The 20,298-nt window shown below is 57.7% G+C and carries 17 protein-coding genes and 6 tRNA genes; 17 read left to right on the forward strand and 6 right to left on the reverse strand.

Features of this window, described 5'->3' with window-relative positions:
* The first annotated feature begins 24 nt into the window (after positions 1-24).
* Positions 25-3,174, forward strand: coding sequence for an S-layer homology domain-containing protein (locus tag NI20_RS0108995; RefSeq protein WP_081958443.1), 3,150 nt, complete (start codon positions 25-27; stop codon positions 3,172-3,174).
* A 40-nt stretch (positions 3,175-3,214) separates the two neighbouring features.
* Here NI20_RS0108995 and NI20_RS0109000 read toward each other — a convergent pair whose 3' ends face one another.
* Positions 3,215-3,838 (reverse strand): hypothetical protein, encoded by a 624-nt coding sequence (locus NI20_RS0109000; RefSeq protein WP_033121078.1) that lies wholly within the window; start codon positions 3,836-3,838, stop codon positions 3,215-3,217.
* Between the two features lie 271 nt (positions 3,839-4,109).
* Here NI20_RS0109000 and NI20_RS0109005 point away from each other — a divergent pair, with 271 nt between their 5' ends.
* Both NI20_RS0109005 and NI20_RS0109010 read left to right on the forward strand, forming a co-directional pair.
* On the forward strand, positions 4,110-5,240 hold the full coding sequence (locus NI20_RS0109005; RefSeq protein WP_033121079.1) for a DUF4097 family beta strand repeat-containing protein: 1,131 nt from the start codon (positions 4,110-4,112) through the stop codon (positions 5,238-5,240).
* Between the two features lie 2 nt (positions 5,241-5,242).
* Complete coding sequence (locus tag NI20_RS0109010) at positions 5,243-5,524, forward strand: DUF4097 family beta strand repeat-containing protein (RefSeq protein ID WP_033121080.1); 282 nt, start codon at positions 5,243-5,245, stop codon at positions 5,522-5,524.
* A 43-nt stretch (positions 5,525-5,567) separates the two neighbouring features.
* Here NI20_RS0109010 and NI20_RS0109015 read toward each other — a convergent pair whose 3' ends face one another.
* The 3 genes from NI20_RS0109015 to asnS form a co-directional block, all read right to left on the reverse strand.
* Complete coding sequence (locus NI20_RS0109015; protein ID WP_033121081.1) at positions 5,568-5,975, reverse strand: cytidine deaminase; 408 nt, start codon at positions 5,973-5,975, stop codon at positions 5,568-5,570.
* Between the two features lie 12 nt (positions 5,976-5,987).
* Positions 5,988-7,241: a polysaccharide deacetylase family protein gene (locus NI20_RS0109020; RefSeq protein WP_033121082.1), complete on the reverse strand. Its 1,254-nt coding sequence runs from the start codon at positions 7,239-7,241 to the stop codon at positions 5,988-5,990.
* A gap of 304 nt (positions 7,242-7,545) precedes the next feature.
* A complete protein-coding gene (asnS, locus tag NI20_RS0109025; RefSeq protein ID WP_033121083.1) occupies positions 7,546-8,940 on the reverse strand; it encodes an asparagine--tRNA ligase in 1,395 nt (464 codons plus the stop codon).
* Positions 8,941-9,119: 179 nt separating this feature from the next.
* On the opposite strand from asnS, the gene NI20_RS0109030 reads away from it, so the two are divergent.
* The 6 genes from NI20_RS0109030 (at position 9,120) to NI20_RS0109055 (ending at position 16,067) form a co-directional block, all read left to right on the forward strand.
* Positions 9,120-10,040, forward strand: a complete 921-nt coding sequence (locus NI20_RS0109030) for a pseudouridine-5'-phosphate glycosidase (RefSeq protein ID WP_033121084.1) — start codon at positions 9,120-9,122, stop codon at positions 10,038-10,040.
* The gene (locus tag NI20_RS0109035; protein WP_033121085.1) at positions 10,037-10,315 is read left to right on the forward strand and encodes a DUF1294 domain-containing protein; all 279 of its coding nucleotides are present in this window, start codon (positions 10,037-10,039) and stop codon (positions 10,313-10,315) included. The genes NI20_RS0109030 and NI20_RS0109035 overlap by 4 nt, the downstream gene beginning before the upstream one ends.
* A 431-nt stretch (positions 10,316-10,746) precedes the next feature.
* Positions 10,747-13,734 carry an S-layer homology domain-containing protein gene (locus NI20_RS14620; RefSeq protein WP_197055374.1) on the forward strand — a complete coding sequence of 996 codons (2,988 nt, stop codon included), beginning with the start codon at positions 10,747-10,749 and terminating at the stop codon, positions 13,732-13,734.
* Positions 13,735-14,071: 337 nt separating this feature from the next.
* The gene (locus NI20_RS0109045) at positions 14,072-14,482 is read left to right on the forward strand and encodes a hypothetical protein (RefSeq protein ID WP_033121087.1); all 411 of its coding nucleotides are present in this window, start codon (positions 14,072-14,074) and stop codon (positions 14,480-14,482) included.
* Between the two features lie 111 nt (positions 14,483-14,593).
* Complete coding sequence (locus NI20_RS0109050) at positions 14,594-15,043, forward strand: sigma-70 family RNA polymerase sigma factor (protein WP_242842971.1); 450 nt, start codon at positions 14,594-14,596, stop codon at positions 15,041-15,043.
* A 1-nt stretch (position 15,044) separates the two neighbouring features.
* Entirely contained in the window at positions 15,045-16,067 is a 1,023-nt protein-coding gene (locus tag NI20_RS0109055; protein WP_033121088.1) for a zf-HC2 domain-containing protein, read from the forward strand.
* A 39-nt stretch (positions 16,068-16,106) separates the two neighbouring features.
* Here the strand turns inward: NI20_RS0109055 and NI20_RS0109060 are convergent.
* A tRNA-Ser gene (locus tag NI20_RS0109060) sits at positions 16,107-16,195 on the reverse strand.
* Between the two features lie 93 nt (positions 16,196-16,288).
* Between NI20_RS0109060 and NI20_RS0109065 the strand changes: the two genes are divergently transcribed.
* The 8 genes from NI20_RS0109065 (at position 16,289) to NI20_RS0109100 (ending at position 18,929) form a co-directional block, all read left to right on the forward strand.
* Complete coding sequence (locus NI20_RS0109065) at positions 16,289-16,891, forward strand: gamma-glutamyl-gamma-aminobutyrate hydrolase family protein (protein WP_052084555.1); 603 nt, start codon at positions 16,289-16,291, stop codon at positions 16,889-16,891.
* A gap of 94 nt (positions 16,892-16,985) precedes the next feature.
* Positions 16,986-17,060: transfer RNA gene (locus NI20_RS0109070), tRNA-Gly, on the forward strand.
* Between the two features lie 8 nt (positions 17,061-17,068).
* A tRNA-Arg gene (locus tag NI20_RS0109075) sits at positions 17,069-17,145 on the forward strand.
* Between the two features lie 55 nt (positions 17,146-17,200).
* Positions 17,201-17,277: transfer RNA gene (locus tag NI20_RS0109080), tRNA-His, on the forward strand.
* Positions 17,278-17,322: 45 nt separating this feature from the next.
* Positions 17,323-17,397: transfer RNA gene (locus NI20_RS0109085), tRNA-Gln, on the forward strand.
* Positions 17,398-17,432: 35 nt separating this feature from the next.
* Positions 17,433-17,508: transfer RNA gene (locus NI20_RS0109090), tRNA-Lys, on the forward strand.
* Positions 17,509-17,776: 268 nt separating this feature from the next.
* A complete protein-coding gene (locus NI20_RS0109095) occupies positions 17,777-18,133 on the forward strand; it encodes a transcriptional regulator (protein WP_033121089.1) in 357 nt (118 codons plus the stop codon).
* An 82-nt stretch (positions 18,134-18,215) separates the two neighbouring features.
* A complete protein-coding gene (locus NI20_RS0109100) occupies positions 18,216-18,929 on the forward strand; it encodes an HAD family hydrolase (RefSeq protein WP_033121090.1) in 714 nt (237 codons plus the stop codon).
* 43 nt (positions 18,930-18,972) lie between these two features.
* Here the strand turns inward: NI20_RS0109100 and NI20_RS14235 are convergent, their stop codons facing one another.
* The gene (locus NI20_RS14235; protein WP_052084556.1) at positions 18,973-20,202 is read right to left on the reverse strand and encodes a threonine/serine exporter ThrE family protein; all 1,230 of its coding nucleotides are present in this window, start codon (positions 20,200-20,202) and stop codon (positions 18,973-18,975) included.
* Positions 20,203-20,298 lie beyond the last annotated feature (96 nt).

Here is a 20,298-nt window from a genome sequence, read left to right on the forward strand (position 1 = left end):
ATTTATGAAAGGAGAGTAACATCTATGAAAAAGTTACTCGCAATGGTGCTGGCTCTGGTCATGACTCTGTCTCTGGCCGTCAGCGCCAACGCAGCTTTTAAGGATGCTGACAAGGTCAACGAGACTTACGCCGAAGCAGTCGACGTGCTCAATGGTCTGGGCGTCTTCAAGGGCTACGAGGACGGCTCCTTCAACCCCACTGGTGACATCACCCGTGCTGAGGTTGCTGCGATCGTCTACCGCATCTACACCGGCGACACGACCGACAAGCAGGCCGGTCTGTACGCCAGCTACAACAAGTTCAGCGACATGAACGGCGCTGGCTGGGCTGCCGGTTACATCGGCTACTGCGCGAATGCTGAGTTCGTCAAGGGCTATCCCGATGGCACATTCAAGCCCTCTGGCAAGGTCACCGGCTACGAGGCTCTCGCTATGATCCTCCGCGCTGTCGGCTACGACAAGAACGGTGAGTTCTCCGGTGCTGGCTGGCAGCTGCATGTTGCTCAGGTTGCCCAGCAGAACGGCCTCCTGAAGAACGTCAAGGGTGTTGACCTGAACAAGGCCGCCTCCCGTGAGCTGGTCGCCGAGCTTCTGTTCCAGACCATCACCAAGGCCAACATGGTCACCTTCACTCCGGCCTTCGGCTATGTGACCGATAAGGTCGCTGACCTCGACCAGACCACCCTCGGCTACAAGACCTTCGAGCTCCAGTCCGTCTCCGGTGAGATCTCCAAGGTCAGCTACATCGACAAGACCACCCAGTTCACCTATGAGGTCGCTAAGAAGAACAACGCGACCAAGACTGAGACGAAGGAAGTCCTCAACGTTGATGCCGGCTTTGAGGCTCTCGGTTACGAGGGTTATGTCTGGGCCGTCCCCGGCGCCAAGACCAACACCCTGACCGCTGTTTCCGCCGCTTACCTGACCGGCGAATCCCTCGGTTCCTCCACCAACGGCACCGCTTATGGCGAACTGACCGACAAGGACAACGATGCTTACATCGCTAACGATGCCGCTCGCGTCTACTACAACGGCGTGCTCGTTACCGGTACGCTCACCTCTACCATTGCCAAGATCAACAAGGTTGGCGTGAAGGTCGACTTCATCGACAACGATCACAACGGCAAGACCGATGTCGTCGTCGTCACCGAGTACACTGCCGCTCTGGTCAACGGCATTGCCAAGGATACCACTTCCACCGGCTCCAACGCTGTTGAGAAGAACAAGTACTACTTCAGCGAGGGCATCGGCGGCTACAAGGCTTCCGCTGTCTGCTGCGCTGACGAGCTGGCTCTGGACGATCTCGTCACTGTTGTCGAGTACAACAAGGCCATCTACGTCAAGAAGGCTGACTTCGTGAGCGATACCTTCTCCGCCATCAACCGCAACAAGGTTGGCGCTGCTCCCTATAGCTACGACATCGGCGACAAGACCTATCTCGTTGCTACCAATAGCTACAATAATTTCAGTGCTGAGCGCCTGTTCAATAAGGACAACCTGAACAAGAAGGTCGACATCTACACCGATCCCTACGGCCACATCATCTATGCCGAGCTCAGCAAGGCTGACGTCAACTACCTGTTTGTTCTCAAGAACGACCACACCAAGGCTACCACCGGCCTGACCGACACCAAGGTCGTCTTCGCTGCTGATGCCAAGGAAGACGTCATCGGCGTGAACAAGGTTGGCGATCAGAAGATCTTCAACGTCAACGAGATCGACAACCACATCTACAGCTACACCGAGAACACCAACGGCAGCTATGCGCTCAAGCTCGCTCACACCGACGACATGACCGCCAGCTACACCACCAAGACCGCTCAGTGGGGCGACCTCGGTGTGAACAAGAACACCAAGGTCATCGACCTGCGTACCGGCAAGGACAACGCTGTCTACACCGGCTATGACGAGATCCCCAGCCTGACCAAGGCCACGATCTGCTACATCGCGAACGATGACGACATCATCACCCTTGCTTACCTGATCAGCGGCACCAACACCGAGGATCTGACCGCCGACCTGATCGTCTTCACGACCGACGCGAACAAGGAGAAGAAGGTCGATGACGAGACCTACTTCTACCTCGACGTCATCTCCGACGGCAAACTGGTTGAGAACTATGAGCTCACCGAGAAGCAGTATAACTACATCGTTAAGCTCGGTGTCGGCGAGTACGTCTACGACGAGAATGGTACGCTTGACTCCTACATCGCCTTCCCCGAGGAGTGGCTCGATGCTAAGTGGTCCGACGGCACCATCAAGATCGGCGATAAGACCTTCAAGACCATCAACGATGATGTTGTCTACAAGGTGCTCGACATCACCAACGGCAAGTCTTATGACCTCACTCGCGTAGTGATGGGCGATCTTGGCCTTTTCGAGCAGGACGGCAAGGTCAACGTCAAGGCTTACCTGCACTATGACAAGAAGAACAACGCTGTTACCGAGCTGTACGTGATCGTCGGCGAAGAGGCTACCGGCGCTGCAACCGTGACCGGCACCAATCCCGCTTACACCTACATTGTTGACAATGCGCACAACAAGATCACCACGATCGAGAAGGCTGCTGAGGTTCTGAAGGCTGCTGACTTCCTGCGTGAAGCCAAGGTCAACAGCTTTGTCGGCAAGCTCAACGACAAGGGCGACGGCAAGGCCGCTGCTACCGCTTTTGAGCTGGTCGCTACCGGCTGCGCTTCTAAGGTCAATGCTGCCAATCCTCAGACCCTTGATGTTGTCGCTAAGGGCACTGACATGACCGTTACTGTTTACACCGACGCGGCTGCCGCTACCGCTCGCGACTCCAGCAACAATGGTGTCATGAACTTCGAGGACGACACGTATAAGCAGGCTGCTGACAACTGGTTTGTCTTCACCATCAAGAATGCTGATGGCAAGGTTGCTTACTTCAAGATCAGCCAGAAGCTGCTGAGCGCCGCTTGCACCGTAGAGTCGAAGAACCAGCAGAACGTCAAGATTGAGGGCACTGAGATGAAGGTCGCTCCCAATGTCGCTGACATGTCGACCGATGCTGCTACGGCCCTTACCAACATCAAGGCTAACCTGACCGTCCCCGCGGGCGCTACGGTTTCCTATGCTGATGGCAAGCTGACCGTTACTGCTGAGTGCGGTGATCACGTTACCGTGTACACTGTTAAGTTTGTTCCCTCTATCTAATTTCAGCAAAAAAGAAGACCCCCTCGGGGGTCTTCTTTTTTTATTTCTTTAGTCCATAAAGTACCGCGCTTGCGCCCGCGCGCCCAGTGAATTTGAGCGTCAGGCTTTGCATCGAGTTCCAAACCGCGTCTTCATTGAGCAGTGCGCCGCTGACACCTTCGTAACTGCTGTTGCGGTTCTGCGTGGGCGTGTGATATCCTGCGCCTACGCCTCTATACGCGGGGAAAATCCACGCGACCGTGGATGCGCGCCCGCCGGTGGCGTTGCCCAGCTCGCCGAGGTTTTTATCGTTGCACAGCAGTTCAATTTTGCCCGCGTCACTTACGCTCGAGCCCGCTGCGTTCACCGACGCAAACACCAGAAACGCGCGGTAGTCCGCCATGTTCAGCGCCGAGAGGTCGTAGACGATGCTGCCGTTCGCCGCCGTCGTCGTGCGCACATCGCCGAGCGACACGAGCTTGATCTCCTGCTCCACCGCCACGATCTGCTCTTGCACGGCGGCGATCTGCGCGTTCACGCTTTCCGCGTCCGCCGCGCGGTTTATCGCGTCGGCGTTCGCCTTGAGCGCCGCGTCGATTTTACCGAACGCCCCGTTAAAGTCGTCCATCTTGATCTGATCCGCCTTGACCCATTGCGGAAGTTTGTAATTTGGTGTCGTCTCCATGCTCTTTCCCCCAAATTTTGATAATGTTGGAAAAGGCACCGCACACCCCCCTGCAAACGCGGGGACACTGCTGCATGGTTTGCCTTTTCATGATACGCCGTATCATGAAGCAGCGTTGCACACAACGCGGCAAAAAGTTGTACCGCCTCCGGTATTAGAATTCACGATACCACAAATTGCCGCGTTGTGTGCAACGATCCCCGTTGTGCGCGGGAACTTTTTCGGCTATCATGCGTCTATAGAAGTATCCGAAAGAAACGAGGACTGACCGATGAAAAACCTCCTTTCCCTCCTGCTCCCCCTCGCGCTGGCCCTTTCCCTCGCCGCCTGCGGCGAAAAAAGCGCAGACGAGGCCGCGCGCCAAACCCCGCCGACACTGACGGTGACAAGCGCAAACGCTTGCAGCGTCACCCTCAAAAGCAGCAGCTACGACTGGACCTACACCCAGGGCCTACAGAGCATGACCGACATTGCCTGCGGCGCGCACCCGCTGGACGAAAACTGCCGCGATATCACGCCTGTACTGGAAATGCCCTTTACAGTGTCGGCCGCCTATTTCTACACCGTGACCCTCGATTTCGGCGATAATTCGCCTGATTCCGCCAGTCTCCGCTGTTGGCCGTCCGACGCCTGGGGCAGCACCGGCATGCCGTCCGAGACCGTGACCGCCCAGCAGCAGGATAACGGCACATTCCGCGCAGAACTGCCGCAAAGCGACGGCATTTTCGCCGTCGACGCGCTCTGGGACGGCAGCAGCGCGACCTACACCTTCTGCACGCAGGCGGAGGGGAGCGAAGAGCTCCACCCGGGCGCGGTGCTCAGCATCGGCGAGAGCGAAGACATCCGCAAGATCGACATCTCGTGGCGCAGCGGCAGTGTGAACATCTATGCCGCCGAGCAGAGCGCGCAGATCAGCGTGAAGGAGGAATCCACCGCGCCGCTCGCCGAGAGCGAGAAGATGGTCTGCGCGATCGACGGCGACACGCTGCGCATCCGCTTCCTCGGCGACGCTTACCGCGGCAGCTACGACGGGGAAAAGTACCTCGACGTGGGACTTCCGAGGGAGCTGGTCAGCGCCGGTCACTTTGAGGAGATAAAAGTCGAAACAACGGACGCCTACACCATCGTGGGCGCGGACGTTTCCGGCAGGATCAAGCTTTCGACCGTCGGAGGCGACGCGCGCGTGATGGGCGCAACCTGCCCCACGGTCGAGATCGAGACGGTGAGCGGCAGCGTGGGCGTGGTGGACGGCACATGGGGGGAAATTGAGCTCTCGACCGTCTCCGGCGTGATCGAGCTTGCGGGCGAAGCGGAAAATGCCGAGATCGAAACCGCGAGCGGCAAGGTGGAATCGCCGGCGCGCTCGGCGCGCTGGACTTCGAAAGCGTCAGTAGTGACCTGATTTTGGCTACCGAGCGTGCGCTGCGCCTTGATGCCGAAACGGAGAGCGGCAGCATCTATCTAACCCTTCCCGCGCAGGACGGGTTTACTCTCGACTATGAAACGAAAAGCGGCGCGTTCCGCTCCGCGCTCACCGAGCGCGAAGGAGCGCTCATCACCTGTCTCGACGACCACGCGACGCACTACTCTGTGCCCGCGCTCGACGGCGGCGCGGTGAGCGAGCTTACGATCGAAACGATGAGCGGCGAGGTGACAATCGAAGCCTCTTCCTCGGGCAGCAACTGAAGCGAACGAAAAAAGAGAGCGGCAACGCCGCTCTCTTTTTTCGTTATTTCTCATCGATTGCAAGCCACGTCTGGTCGAAGCCGTAGGGAAGCAATTCCTTGATGTGCAGGCGCTTTTCTTCGTTGTCCTTGTTCAGGCAGATGACCTCCATGTCGGGGCCGAACTCGTAGAGCACCTGACGGCACGCACCGCAGGGGTAGCAGTAGTCGTCGCTGCGCCCCGCGATGACGATGCGCTTGAAGCGCCGGTGCCCCTCGCTCACGGCCTTAAACGCCGCGGTGCGCTCGGCGCAGTTCGTCAGGCCGTAGCTCGAATTTTCGATGTTGCAGCCGGTGAAGACCGCGCCGTCCTCACATTCGAGCGCCGCGCCCACGGGGAAGTGGGAGTACGGCACATACGCCATGTCCAGCATGGCGACGGCCTTCGCCTTGAGTTCTTCTAACGTTGCCATAAAAACGCCTCCTCACCAGTCTACGCCGAGATCAGGACGGACTTGCGTATCCATGATGTCCTCGGCGTTATAGAATTGCAGATAGCGGCTGCGCGCGTGGCGCAGCGTGGTGCCGTCCGGATGCAGACGGTCGCAGATGACGGCGGAAATGTCGGGCTTCACATAGCTGAACGAACTCGTGCCGACGCTCGCGAAGATGCGGAAGCCCTGGCTTTGCAGGTACTTGAAGCGCTCGCCGGTCTGGTGCCAGTCGTCACCGTCGGGACGGCCGCCGTGGGGGTAGAACAGAATTTGCGTCGGACCGACGAGCGAGCCGACCTCGTCCGCCCAGCGCTCGGTGTCGTTGATGACGGTCTGGAGCGGCTTCGTGTCGAGGCGGATGTGGCCCCAGGTGTGGCTGCCGAACGTCCAACCGGTCTCCTTCAAACGCTGGATGACGGGCTTGACGGCCTCAATCTCGCTCGCGCGGTAGGCATCGAACGCGGGGCGGTCGGGCGAATCTGCCGCGATGTCGCGGTCATCCTGCGTGCGATAGCCTAAAATACCCTGATAGCCCGTCAGCGAGAAGATGGCCTTCGCGCCGTTGAGTGAAAAGTCGGGGTGCTCGTAGACAAACTGGTCGAGAATGGGCGTCGCGTCGAGTTCCTTGGTCAAAAAGGTCTCATTTGTGTACGGATCGGTGCACTGCGCCCAGATCTCGCCGTCCTCGCCGACGACGAGCTTGCTCGTGAAGCCCTCGTCGAGCATATAGGGGTAGTAGTTCACGTCGTCAAAGCTGATGACGAGCGGCTTTTTGCCCTCTGGCAGCATCAGGGTGTTTCGCACCATGTGCGTGCCGGACTCGTCCGTCACCTCGCTCCACACGTCTTCCATCGCGACTAAGATGTAGCCCTTGTCGTACACGGACTGCAAGATCTTCTTGTACTCGTCCGCCGTGACCATCCAGTCGTCGAGGCCGTAGCGTTGGTCCTGACTGGCATTGCAGTCGTGGAAGGCCCACTGCGGATAGGCGATGATCGGGTGGAAAAAGAGGTGCTCCACCACCTGATCCGGTCCCCAGGCCTGCGTGAGCTGGTCCTCCGACCAGTAGTTGCGCACGGCGTCATAGGGGTCGGCCGTGTCGCCGGTGTTGTTGTCGGTATCGCCGCCATTCTCGTCCGTGACGGTCTGATTGTCGCCGTCGGACGGCGTCGTCTTGTCGCCGCAGGCAGTCAGCAGCGACAGCACCATCAGCACGCTGAGCAGCAGTGCAAAAAAGTGTTTCATGTCAAAATCTCCTCTCTCAAAACTGCGGGGCTATTATAGCAGACTCTATTTCTTTTGACTACGCTTTTCACGCTTTTGTTCCCATTTGTAACTATTTACCACAAATAATTAAAGCGTCACAGCTTTTCGCGTCCGCAGACGGGAAATGATTTCGAATCGTTTTTTGGCTTCGACATGCGCGTGCCAAAAAACTCTTCTCGCTCCGCGCGTGTCGAAGCCGCCCTTTGGGCGGCAAGGCACGAAGCGGAGTGTAATTCTCAAAAAACAAGGGACACGGTTTCCGTGTCCCTTGTTTTTTGAAGAATTAGAAGTCTGCGTTGCCCACGGTGCGGGGATGCAGCTCCACGTCGCGGATGTTGCCGATGCCCGTTAAATACATCACCATGCGCTCGAAACCGAGGCCGAAGCCCGCGTGACGGCAGGAGCCGTAGCGGCGCAGGTCGCAGTACCACCAGTAGTCCTCGGGATTCATGCCGAGCTCGCGGATGCGCTTTTCGAGCAGCTCGATGCGCTCCTCGCGCTGGCTGCCGCCGATGATCTCGCCGATGCCCGGAACGAGGCAGTCCGCCGCGGCGACGGTCTTACCGTCGTCGTTGAGGCGCATATAGAACGCCTTGATCTCCTGCGGATAGTCCGTGACGAACACGGGGCGCTTGAAGATCTGCTCGGTCAGGTAACGCTCGTGCTCAGTCTGCAGGTCGATGCCCCACTCGACGGGGTAGTCGAACTTCTGGCCGCTCTCCTTTAAGAGCTTGACCGCCTCGGTATACGTCACGCGGCCAAAGTCGGAACTCTCGACGTGCTGGAGACGCTCCAGCAGGCCCTTGTCGACAAAGCTGTTGAAAAACGCGAGATCGTCCGGGCAGCGCTCCATGACGCGGCGGATGATATGCTTGACCATCGCCTCCATGACCTCAAGGTCGCCGTCGAGGTCGCAGAACGCCATCTCCGGCTCGATCATCCAGAACTCGGCAGCGTGGCGCGCGGTGTTGGAATTCTCGGCGCGGAACGTGGGGCCGAAGGTGTAAACGTCACCGAACGCCATCGCGAAGTTTTCGGCGTTGAGCTGGCCGGAGACGGTCAGGCTCGTCTTCTTGCCGAAGAAGTCCTTGCTGTAGTCGATCTGGCCGTCCTCGGTACGGGGCGGGTTTTCAAGATCCAGCGTCGTCACCTGGAACATCTCACCCGCGCCCTCGCAGTCAGAGCCGGTGATGATGGGGGTGTTGACATAGACAAAGCCGCGGCTCTGGAAGAACTCGTGCACGGCGTAGGCCGCCGCGCTTCTCACGCGGAACGCCGCGGAGAAGAGGTTCGTGCGCGGACGAAGATGCTGGATGGTGCGCAGATATTCGACGCTGTGGCGCTTTTTCTGTAAGGGATAGTCGGGGGAGGACGCACCCTCGACCTCGATCTCTGTTGCCTTGACCTCGAGCGGCTGCTTGGCCTCGGGCGTCAGCACGACGGTGCCGCGCACGATGAGGGCGGCGCCCACGTTCTGCGCGGCGATCTCCTTATAATTAGAAAGAGAATTCGCATCCATCACAACCTGCAAATTGCGGAAGCACGAGCCGTCGTTCAGCTCGATGAATCCGAAGGTCTTCATATCGCGGATGGTCTTCGCCCAGCCGCATACGGTGACGCTTGCGCCGCCGTACTGCTCTTTGTCGGCGAAGAGCGCGGCAATTCTCACTCGTTCCATAATAATTTTCCTTCCTTTTGTGGGTTTTCACGGGATAATAGAGGTATTATATGCCACTTCCCGTGCAAATTCAAGCCCCGCTTTGTATTGACTTTTGACAAGTTGTATGTTATGATGCAATCTTACCTCAAAAGGTAAACGTGAAACTTTCACCTATTACTTTACAGGAGGATTTTAACATGAACAAGTATCTGGATATCGCCCCCGAGGTTGCCGAGGCTCTTGCCGCCGGCAAGCCCGTCGTGGCGCTCGAATCCACCATCATTTCCCACGGCATGCCCTATCCCCAGAACGTGGAGACCGCGCTCAAGGTCGAGCAGATCATCCGCGACGCGGGCGCCGTGCCCGCGACCATCGCCATCATCGGCGGACGCCTGAAGGCGGGCCTTTCCAAGGAAGAGATCGACTACCTCGGCCGCACCGGCGCGGGCATCCCGAAGGCTTCCCGCCGCGACCTGCCCGTGCTCGTCGCGCAGGGCAAGGACGGCGCGTGCACCGTCACCACCACGATGATGATCGCCGACATGGCGGGCATCCGTGTGTTCGCCACCGGCGGCATCGGCGGCGTGCACCGCGGCGCGCAGGAGACGTTCGACATCTCCGCCGACCTCGAAGAGCTGGCCAACACCTCCGTCATGGTCGTTTGCGCGGGCGCGAAGTCCATTCTCGACCTCGGCCTCACGCTCGAATATCTCGAGACCCACGGCGTGACCGTCATCGGCTACGGCACGAGCGAGCTGCCCGCGTTCTATACGCGCAAGTCGGGCTTCGGCGTCGACTACGAGCTCGACACGCCGGAGCAGCTGGCCAAGGCGTTCCACGTCAAGCGCGAGCTGGGTCTGCGCGGCGGCTTACTCGTCACGAACCCCATCCCCGAGGAGTACTCCATGGACAAGGAAGTCATCGACAAGGCGATTGCCGAGGCCGTTGAGGACGCGAAGAAGGACGGCATCCACGGCAAGGCCACGACGCCGTACCTGCTCGCCAAGATCAAGGACCTGACCGGCGGCGACAGCCTGGATTCCAACATCCAGCTCGTGTTCAACAACGCGCGCCTCGGCGCGGCGGCGGCTGTGGAGCTCAGCAAGCTCGAAAAGTGAGATATTTTGTCACCTATCTCGCCGCGATCAATCTAATTACGTTCTGCGTCTACGGCGCAGACAAGCGCCGCGCCAAGATATCGGGCGCGCGGCGCGTGCCCGAAAAGACCTTATTTGCACTCGCGCTGCTGCTCGGCAGCGCGGGTGCTCTTTTCGCAATGAGGGTCTTTCACCACAAGACGCGGCACTGGTACTTCCGGTTCGGCATTCCGGCGATCTTACTCTGCCAGTTAGCTCTGGGAGTATATGTGTACGTGCGGTTTTTCGCGGCATAAAAAATTTTGAAAAATTTGAGATTTTGTGAAACAAAATCGACGCTTTCTGCGTCTAATCAGTGAGGCAAGGGGAAGACGGGCGAACGGGAAGATGAAGAATTTATGAATTTTGCATTTTTCTGTTCCCTTATTCCCCGCGGCATGGTAAAATGCCGATGTATGAGAAAGGCTCTGTGCGCGCGGAGCCAAGATCGAAACAACAAGAAAGGATGAAGAAAATTATGAAGAGATTTCTCTCATCGCTGCTGGCGTTGACTATGATTTTAAGTCTGGTCATCGTTCCGGCGAACGCGGCAACGACCGAGGGAGCATCGGGTGCGATTACGATTACTCGCTCACCGGCCTCTGGAATCATTAAGCAAGGCGATACCGTTACTTTTTCTGCAACGGCAACTGTTACGCCCAGCGGTGGTACTGCAACTGCCGCTACTATGTCTAATGTGAATTGGTCTGTTAGTGGAACCGGCAGCACTGGACAAACGAGCGGCGACAATTATGTCGTTACTGTTGGCAGTACAGCTTTCACTGTCACTTGCACGGCGAACTTATCTGCAACGCCGGAAGGTAGCGAAAACCCTGTAACTGTTGACGGTGCTTCCCAAACTACTGACTCGATCGCCGTACTTTCTGCTCAGGCAGCTTTTGAAGCGGCTGCTAAGAAAGTTACTTACAACGGCAGAAAGTATGCAGTTACCGGTAGTAGCGCTACGGTTTACTACTTTGAGGAGTCTTTTGACGCTTCCAAGCTTGGCATTGAGGTGACTGGTTCTGCCTATTCTAATGCTACGCTGACGCACAAGGCTGACAACACCTATACTGTTAAGGCCAGCAACGCAGATAATGCTCCCAGCGTAGAAATTACCATCAATTCTCAGAAGACCACTCCTACCGTCAGCATTACTCCGGGCTTCGGTGCGAACAGTCCCATCAAGGGTCACACTTACACCATGTCTGCCAACTATGCAAATACTTACAACAGCACGGACGTTACTGCTGGTACTGTCAAGTATGTGTGGACGGTTGAACACGGCGGCAGCTCGAACAGCACGTCTGCAAGCACGAGTTCTACTTTTAATTGGAAACCTACTGACGAGGGTTCATACAAAATTACTTGTACTGTAACTGAGGGTTCTTCTCCGGCTGCAACGCATTATGAGACCTACACCGTTGTTGCTGAACCCTATCAGGCAATCTCTTCCAACGATGGCAAGACCACTCTTAGCCTTACGCCCGATAGCAATACCGTTTACATTAACACCCCGCGCATTCAGTCTAAGACCGACAGCAAGGTCGTCTATGGTACGAGCGATACTGCTCCCAACACTGTTACTTGGAAGGGCTTGGACTACAAGGACAGCAGTGACAGCAAAGTTGTCAAGATCTCCGGTCACGATGTCACCGGTCTCAAGAAGGGAACTGCAAAGGTCATTGCTACCGTTGAGTTCCGCGGTGCAGAGTATACTGTTGAGTACACCATCAACGTCACTTCCCTTGATGCCGACACTTCTTCCGTTACCAACGGTGATGAGATCGAGTACACCCAGCGTGAGCTGAAGAATCTTCTGGAAGACGCAATTGACGATGTTTATTCGTCTTTCTCTTCCAATGATATCACCATCATTAAGCTTGTTGAAAATGCATCTGGCTATCTGACTCTCAAGGATGATAGTACCACCCTGAGAACCGGCAACAGCATTGATGGTACTCTGACCATTGCTGCCAAGAAAGGCTACATCGGCGATGCCACGTTCAAGCTGATTGTCAATAATCGTTACACTGTTACCCTGACCGTCCGCGTCGACGGCGACAAGGACATCAAGGACACCGTGACCGGCACTTCCGCCAACAAGTCCGTGACCTTCACCAACAGCGATTACGATTCCCTCTATATCTACGAGGGTTCCAGCTTCAAGACCGAGAAGTATGACGGCGACTGGAGCAAGACCAGCGGCCACACCGATTGGAAACTCGTGTCCAAGAACAAGGACTATACCGTTTCTACCAGCGCGTTCGACAAGAACGGCAAGGCTACCCTGTATGTCGTCGCCGTGGATGACGGCATCGCCTCCACCGGTACGATCACGGTTTCTCAGAAGTCTTACGACATCAACTACAACGTTGTCGCTGGTAAGAGCGTCAGCTTCTCCCAGAAGGACTTCGAGGACTTCCTCGAGGATTACGCTGAGGACGACGGCAAGTACAACCCCAAGAAGGACGACATTTCCTTTGACCACGCTGTCCTGACCTCTTCCGTCCCCAGCACCAAGAACGAGGGCACGCTGTACTATGGCAGCACCGAGATCACCTCTTCCAACAAGAGCAAGACTGACATGACCGACATGGACAAGGTCAGCTTCGACACGGTCTCCAAGCCCAGCAAGGACACCGTCTCCCTGACCTTCCGCGTCTATGGCGAGATCGAAAAGCCCAACAGCAAAAAGCCCGACAAGGTCAACTATGACGTCAACGTCGTGATCTCCGTCGTCAAGGAAGACATCACCTACACCGTCGGCATCGACGACACCGTCCAGCTGACCGCGCGCGACTTCGTCAACTTCCTGCAGGACGCCAGGACCTCTTACCGCAAGGCTGAGCTCGACTATGTCAAGTTCGACGTGAGCGGCAAGAACGTCTCCTCCTACGCTTATGGCGGTCTGTACCGCTCTTACAGCAGCTACTCCACCGGCAAGCTGGCCGACAGCACCGACAAGTTCTACTATGAGCCCTCCCGCACGCAGTACGACCTTGCGGACGTCGCCTACCACACCACCAGATGGGCCGAGGCCGGCAAGACCGTCTACATCCCCTTCACCGTTTACGGCACCAAGGGCGAAGAGGCCTCCGGTACGATGGCTATCACCATCGCCCAGACGATGAACTTCATCGACGTCAAGGCGAGCGACTTCTTCTATGAGCCGGTCAAGTGGGCCGTGAACAACAAGATCACCAACGGCACGTCCAGCACGACCTTCTCCCCGTACAAGAACTGCAACCGTGCCGAGATCGTGACCTTCCTGTGGCGCGCCGCCAAGTCTCCGGAGCCGACCATTACCCGCAACCCGTTCAGCGATGTGCAGTCCGTCAGAGACGCCAGCTACTACAAGGCCATCCTGTGGGCCAGCCAGAACGGCATCACCGCTGGCACCACCGCGACGACCTTCTCCCCGTATCAGGAGTGCACGCGCTCCCAGATCGTGACGTTCCTGTACCGCTACGCCAAGGCGACCAACACCACGACCTACAACCCGTTCAAGGACGTCAGCTCCGTGAACGAGGCGAGCTACTATAACGCCATCCTGTGGGCTGTCGGCAAGGGCATCACCCAGGGCACCAGCACGACCACCTTCTCCCCCTACGCCTCCTGCACGCGCGGCGAGGCCGTGACGTTCCTGTATCGCTACGTCAACGGAGTAAAATAACTTAAAAAATGCCGTCCCGAAAGGGACGGCATTTTTTATTTCTTGCGCTCCGCTGCAGCGCACGCGCCGTAGGCGCGCACGTTTGCGGAGCGAGAGGTGTTTTTTCTGACGCGCTTGTCGTCAGAAAAAACAATTTGAATTTATTTCGCCGCGGGAGCGGCGAAACTCTGCGAGGCGGTTGGGGTGGTGGGCCCCCCTTGCCCCCCTGCAACCCGCCCGACGGAGTCGGGCGGGTTGCGTTTACTCTTTTCTATTCTGTAAACTTTTGTTCAAACGCCTTTACGGGGGTTCAAAAAGCGTGTAGAATGGCAACATCAAGATTTTAGGAGTGTTTTTTGTGAACAAATTCCGCGATGCCCTTTACCGCTTCATGTATGGCCGCAACGGCGTGGATGCGCTGAACTGGGCGCTCGTGATCCTTGAGCTGGCCGTGAGCATTCTGAGCTCGATCATCCGCGTGCAGGGCGTTTCCCAAGCCCTGTACTTTGTGTCGATGGTGCTGATGTTCATTGTGCTCATCCGCATCTTTTCGCGCAATCTCGCGCGCCGTCAGGCCGAAAACGCGAAGTTTCTGACCTGGTGGACGCCGAAGGCGAACGCCATCCGCGGCGCGAAGGCACGCCGCGCCGACAAGGCGCACAAATACGTCCGCTGCTCCTGCGGCGCGTACTGCCGCGTGCCGAAAAACATCGGCAAGGTCGAGCTCACGTGCCCGAAGTGCGGCAAGAAAAAGGTCGTCAAAACGTGAAAGAAAAAATCCGTCCCGCGGGACGGATTTTTTTGTAAGAAAATCAATTCTCCGCCGTCTTATAGACAGAAAGGGGTGAGGGCGCTGACGAATTTTGAAGAGGTGTACGCCGTGTACTTCGACGACGTATATCGGTATCTGCTTTCGCTGTCCGGGAGCGAGAGCGTCGCCGAGGAGCTGACGAGTGAGACGTTTTTCCGTGCGATGGACGCCCTCGACCACTTTCGGGGCGAGTGCAGCGTGCGCGTCTGGCTGTGCCAGATCGCGAAAAATCTGTATTATTCGCAGCTGCGGCGCGAGAAGCGGCTTGCCCCGCTCGAAGACTGCCGGATCGCCGAGGAGCGCCACGAGGAGGAGTTAGAAGATCACAGCGAGGCCGCGCGCATCCAGGAATTGCTGCACGCGCTCAGAGAGCCGTACAAGGAGGTCTTCATGTGGCGCGTGTACGGTGAGAAGAGCTTCCGCGACATCGGCGCGCTCTTCGGCAAGACGGAAAACTGGGCATGCGTGACGTATCACCGCGCCAAGCGCATGATCCGCGAGGGATTGGAGGACGACTGAAATGGACAAAACTTGCAGCATCGTGCAGGACCTTCTGCCGCTCTATGAGGAAGACATGCTGCGCGTGGAGACGAAGGAATTTGTGGACGGGCATTTAGCGCAGTGCGCGGCCTGCCGCGCCGAACTTGACGCGCTGAAGGCGGACGTGAAGCCCGCGCCCGTCAGCGCGCAGCCGCTGCGCGACTTGAAGCGGCAGCTTCGACGCAAGAAGCTGACCGCCGTACTGCTGGCCGTCACACTCGCGCTGACGCTGGCGACGGCGGGATTCGCGTATCTCACCGCGCCGCAGTATTTGCCGTACAGCGAGACAGAGTGGGCGATCTCGCGCTCGCCCAGCGCGCTCGCGGACGACGGCTCGGCAGCGGATGGGCTTTCTGATCTCAGCGGCGCGGAGAGCATCTCCGTCAGCCTGCTCGTGCCGGTCTCCGGCGCAGAGGTCACAAACACGCAGGACCCCAACAGCGGCAAAACCATCTACTTCATCACCGCATGGCGCACGCCGCTCGACACATGGCGCGGCGCATTCGACAAAACTGGGGGCGCTCCGAACACACACAGCGCAAATGATCGCACACAGCGCGAGGCGGACGCACTGCAAGGCGTGCTCGCCAAGGCGGAGTCCGCGCGCACGCTTTTCACGCTCGACGCCGCGAACTGCGCGGCAGTCTGCTATTCTCAGAACAACGGGCAGGACGATGTGCTGCTCTGCGGCAGCATGAACGGCGGCATCATTTCGCTGCCGAGGCTGGCGTTGGGCTATTACGTTTTGCTATCGTTAGCACTCCTTATTACGCTGGGTATTGCATTTTTCGCCTGCCGCAGGAAGAAAACGGGCAAAGCGCTCGGCTATCTCGCGCTGATTCCCGCGAGCTATCTTGCCGGTCATCTACTCGTCAAGGGTTTCACGACGACGAGCTACCAGATGCAGCGCGACTTCTCGCTCATTATCCTCGCCGCCGCGCTGATCTACGCCGCGGTCATGCTGGCGATCAACCTCTGGCGGCAGAAGCGGGAGAAGGTGTAAAACAAACAGGAAGAGACGCGAATGCGTCTCTTCCTGTTTTGGCGCAGCGGGAGGGATTCGAACCCTCGTGAGGTTTCCCTCAAACTGATTTCGAGTCAGCCCCGTTATGACCACTTCGATACCGCTGCATATTCAGTTCGCTGTTATCAGCCAAACTATTATGCCATAACTTTTTGCGTCTTGCAAGGTCTTTTTTCGCATTCGGGGCATATTCTGTGCGTATGAAGACTGTCTATTTATCGGTACGCCTGAAAAATTACGAAAATGCGCTCGCGCTGGTCGGTGCGCCGCTCACCGAAACGCCGGAGAACGCGGACGTTTTGCTGCTGCCCGGCGGGGGCGACATGCACCCGCGCTTTTACGGTCAAGCGCTGAACGGCTCGGAAGATCTCGACGAAGCACGCGACGCGCGTGAGCTCACGCTGATTGACAACTTCCTGTGCGCGGGAAAGCCTGTCATCGGCATCTGCCGCGGGCTGCAAGTCCTCAACGTCTATTTTGGCGGCACGCTGTGTCAGCACATCGAGGGCCACAGTCAAATTGACGGCGTTGACCGGCTGCATGCCATCAACACCGCGCCGGGCCTTCTGCGCGAGCTGTACGGCACGCGCTGCACGGTCAACAGTGCACACCATCAGGCCGTCTGGCGGCTAGGGACGGGGCTTCAGGTCTTCGCCTGCGCGGAGGACGGCACGGTCGAGGCCGTCGGCCACAGGACGCTCCCCGTCTTTGCCGTGCAGTGGCATCCTGAGCGGCTGTGCGGCGCGTTCGCGCGGCCGGAAAGTGCTGACGGTGCAAGGCTTTTGCGCGCTCTACTCAGATAACATAAAAAAGTGCAGAAAAATTCTGAAAAAACGTTGACAAAACGGGACACTGATGCTATTATAACAGAGCTGACGATTTTTGCGGAGGGCGCATGCAGGTGTAGCACAATGGCTAGGGCACCAGCCTTCCAAGCTGGGGATGCGGGTTCGATTCCCGTCACCTGCTCCATTCAATTCGCGCCAGTAGCTCAGTTGGATAGAGCAACTGCCTTCTAAGCAGTAGGCCGGGGGTTCGAATCCCTCCTGGCGTACCATTTACAAGGCGTCCCTCAGCAAAGCAGCAAATATCGCACGGATACAGAATATGTGGTGGGTGTAGCTCAGTTGGTTAGAGCACCGGATTGTGGTTCCGGGTGTCGAGGGTTCGAGTCCCTTTACCCACCCCACAAAAAGAGAGGGATGGGATTTGGTCCCAGCCCTCTCTTCCCAATAGGGGTGTAGCCAAGCGGTAAGGCAAGGGACTTTGACTCCCTCATTCGCTGGTTCGAGTCCAGCCATCCCTGCCAGATTTTTACCGCTTCGGTGGTTTGGAATAGAATATGCTTCGTTAGCTCAGTTGGCAGAGCACCTGCCTTTTAAGCAGGGTGTCCGGGGTTCGAATCCCCGACGAGGCACCAAAAAAGAGATGGCTTTAAGCTGTCTCTTTTTTTTGGATTCCGTTAGAAATTAAAATACTCGGGGCAAATAAACACCTCAGGGCAGCTTCTCTTGCCGCTCTGCGGCAATTCACCTTCTGTCGCGGCAGAAAACGAATTTGAATTTATTTCGTGCCGTGCGCGGCACGAAACTCTACGGGGCTTTTCATTCTACGCCGCCCGCAAAGAACCTTTGCTTGTCTGCTCGTGGCTTTTTTGCTATGATGTGAGCAGCAAGGGAGGTCGATCTATGTCTGATTTCAGTTCCAACCTGCGGCGGCTGCGGAAAAGGGCAGGTCTTTCGCAGGACGCGCTCGCGACCGATCCGAACGAGCTGCTTTACCCGAATCAAAAACGCAGGAGCGGCGGCGTGAGCCGCCTTGTGGACGACGACTTTTTCGGCAAGCTCACGGTCGTCATTTGGATCGTGGGGTTCCTGCTCGGCCTGCCCGCCGGCAGTCAAGGCTATGCGTCGGGGCCGAACACCATCTCGTGGCATTTCGTGTTTTCCGACGCGCTGCGATGCTGGGCTCCCGCATTTTTGACCGGCATGGCGTTTCTCGGCCTTCAGAAGATCATCGACCTTTTGAAAGAGCGCGGCGAGTGAGCGGGCATCTTTGCCCAGGCTCTTGCCATTCTCCTCAAAAACGGCTATGATGGACTTACTTTACATGAACAGGAGAAGCGCATTGAACATCACGACCATTTTATTCGACCTGGACGGGACGCTGCTGCCGATGGATCAGGAGGCGTTCACGACCGGATACTTTAAGATCCTCGCCAAAAAGCTCGCGCCCTACGGCTACGAGCCCAAATCCCTCGTCGACGCCATTTGGGCGGGCACGGCGGCCATGGTCAAAAACGACGGCAGCTGCACGAACGAGCAGGCCTTCTGGAAGAAGTTCGCGGCGATCTACGGCGAGGAAAAGTGCCAAAGCGACCAGGGCCTTTTCGAGGATTTCTACGCCAATGAGTTCAACGCCGCGCGCGACATCTGCGGCTTTAATCCCGCATCGGTGGAGACGGTCCATAAGCTCAAAGAGTGCGGCTACCGCGTTGCGCTGGCGACGAATCCGATCTTTCCCCACATGGCGACGGAGAACCGCATCCGCTGGGCGGGCCTTGTGCCGGAGGATTTTGAAATTTACACGACCTACGAGTCCTCGACCTTCTGCAAGCCGAATCCTGCTTACTACCTCGAGGTCGCGCGCACGCTCGGCGTCAAGCCGGAGGAGTGCCTGATGGTCGGCAACGACGCGACCGAGGACATGGCCGCACGCGAGGTCGGGATGGATGTCTTTCTTTTGACCGACTGTCTCATCAACGCGAAAAAACGCGACCTGAACGCCTATCCCCGCGGCGATTTTGCCGCGCTGAACGCTTACATTGACGCACTGCAATAAAAAACTGCCGCCCAAACGGGCGGCAGTTTTTACTTTTCGAACACTACTTTCTGCTTTTCCCGTTCTGCGCGGTGACGAGGCGGAAGATCGTGGACACCAGCAGGATCGCCACGGCGATGCTGCCCGCGACGCCCGCGGTCTCAAGTCCTTTGTGCACCGCGGCCTGCACATCGCCGCCCAGGCCGAGGCTCATCGTGTAGTAAATGCCCGCGCCCGGCACCAGCGGCAGGAGCGAGATGACGAGGTACGACGTGACGGGGTATTTGCGCGAGCGCGCCATAAGCTCAGAATACAGCGCCGAGACGACGGCGGCGAAGAAATTCATGCTGTAAATGCTCATGCCCAGATCACGGCAGAGCAGGTACGTCATCCATGTGAACACGCCGCCGAGCGCGCAGAGAATGCTGCCCCAGTCGTGCACATTGAAGAGAATGAAAAAGCCCGTACAGGCGACGAAGATCATCACGGCCTGTGCCCAGGCGGGATAGCTCGCTGAGCCGGACGCGACCGTCAGCCCGTATACGCCGGACGTGACGCGCCATGCCGCCGCCGTGCCGAGCGCGATGGCGAACGCCGAGAGAAGCACCTGCACGATGCGGTTGATGCCGGAGTTCGTATCGCCGTAAATGATGTCGCGCATGGAGGTCGTGATGAGAAGGCCGGGGACCATGATCATTAAGGTGCCGATGATGACAAAGTCGATATAGTCGACCAGATGGAAGCCCGCGGCGAGATACGCCGGCACCGCGATGGCGAACGCCTCGACGATGGTGCTGAAAAACGGGTTCGTCTCGCGCCTGTCCATCTGGCGCGAGACAAAGCCGATGATGAGGCCAAGAAGGCCCGCGAACAGGCTGTCGCGCAGCGTGCCGCCAAACACCGGGCAAAAGCCCGCCGCGGCGCAGAAATTGCCCAGGTAATAAACGGGCACCGAGTAGTGCCGCCGCCCCTTGAGCGTTTCGTCGAGCCACTGCGCGGCGACGCTCGGGTCAGGCGTTTCGGCGCAGATGCGGCGCGACAGCGCGTTGAGCTTTTCCACCGACTCGAGGTCATTGCCGTGAAAGCCGACGCGCTTCATCACCATCAAAGGCTTGCCGTTGGCCGCCTCGAGGCTGACCATCACGCAGTTGGGGATGGAAAAGGCCTCGCATTCAATGCCGTAGGCACCGATGATGCGGCGTATCGTCTCTTCGACGCGGAACGTCTCCGCCCCGCTGAGCGCCAGATGATAGCCGACGCGCGCGGCCAGATCGGTCAAAAGGTAATAATCCATAAAAAATCCTCATATTTTTGGGAAATTTGCCGTCAGCGGGCCTTATATTACAGCGAAACGACCGTCCTGTCAATGCTGACAGGGCGGTCATGCAAA

This window comes from Oscillibacter sp. ER4 (assembly GCF_000765235.1).
In the GTDB taxonomy this organism is placed as follows: domain Bacteria; phylum Bacillota; class Clostridia; order Oscillospirales; family Oscillospiraceae; genus Hominicoprocola; species Hominicoprocola fusiformis.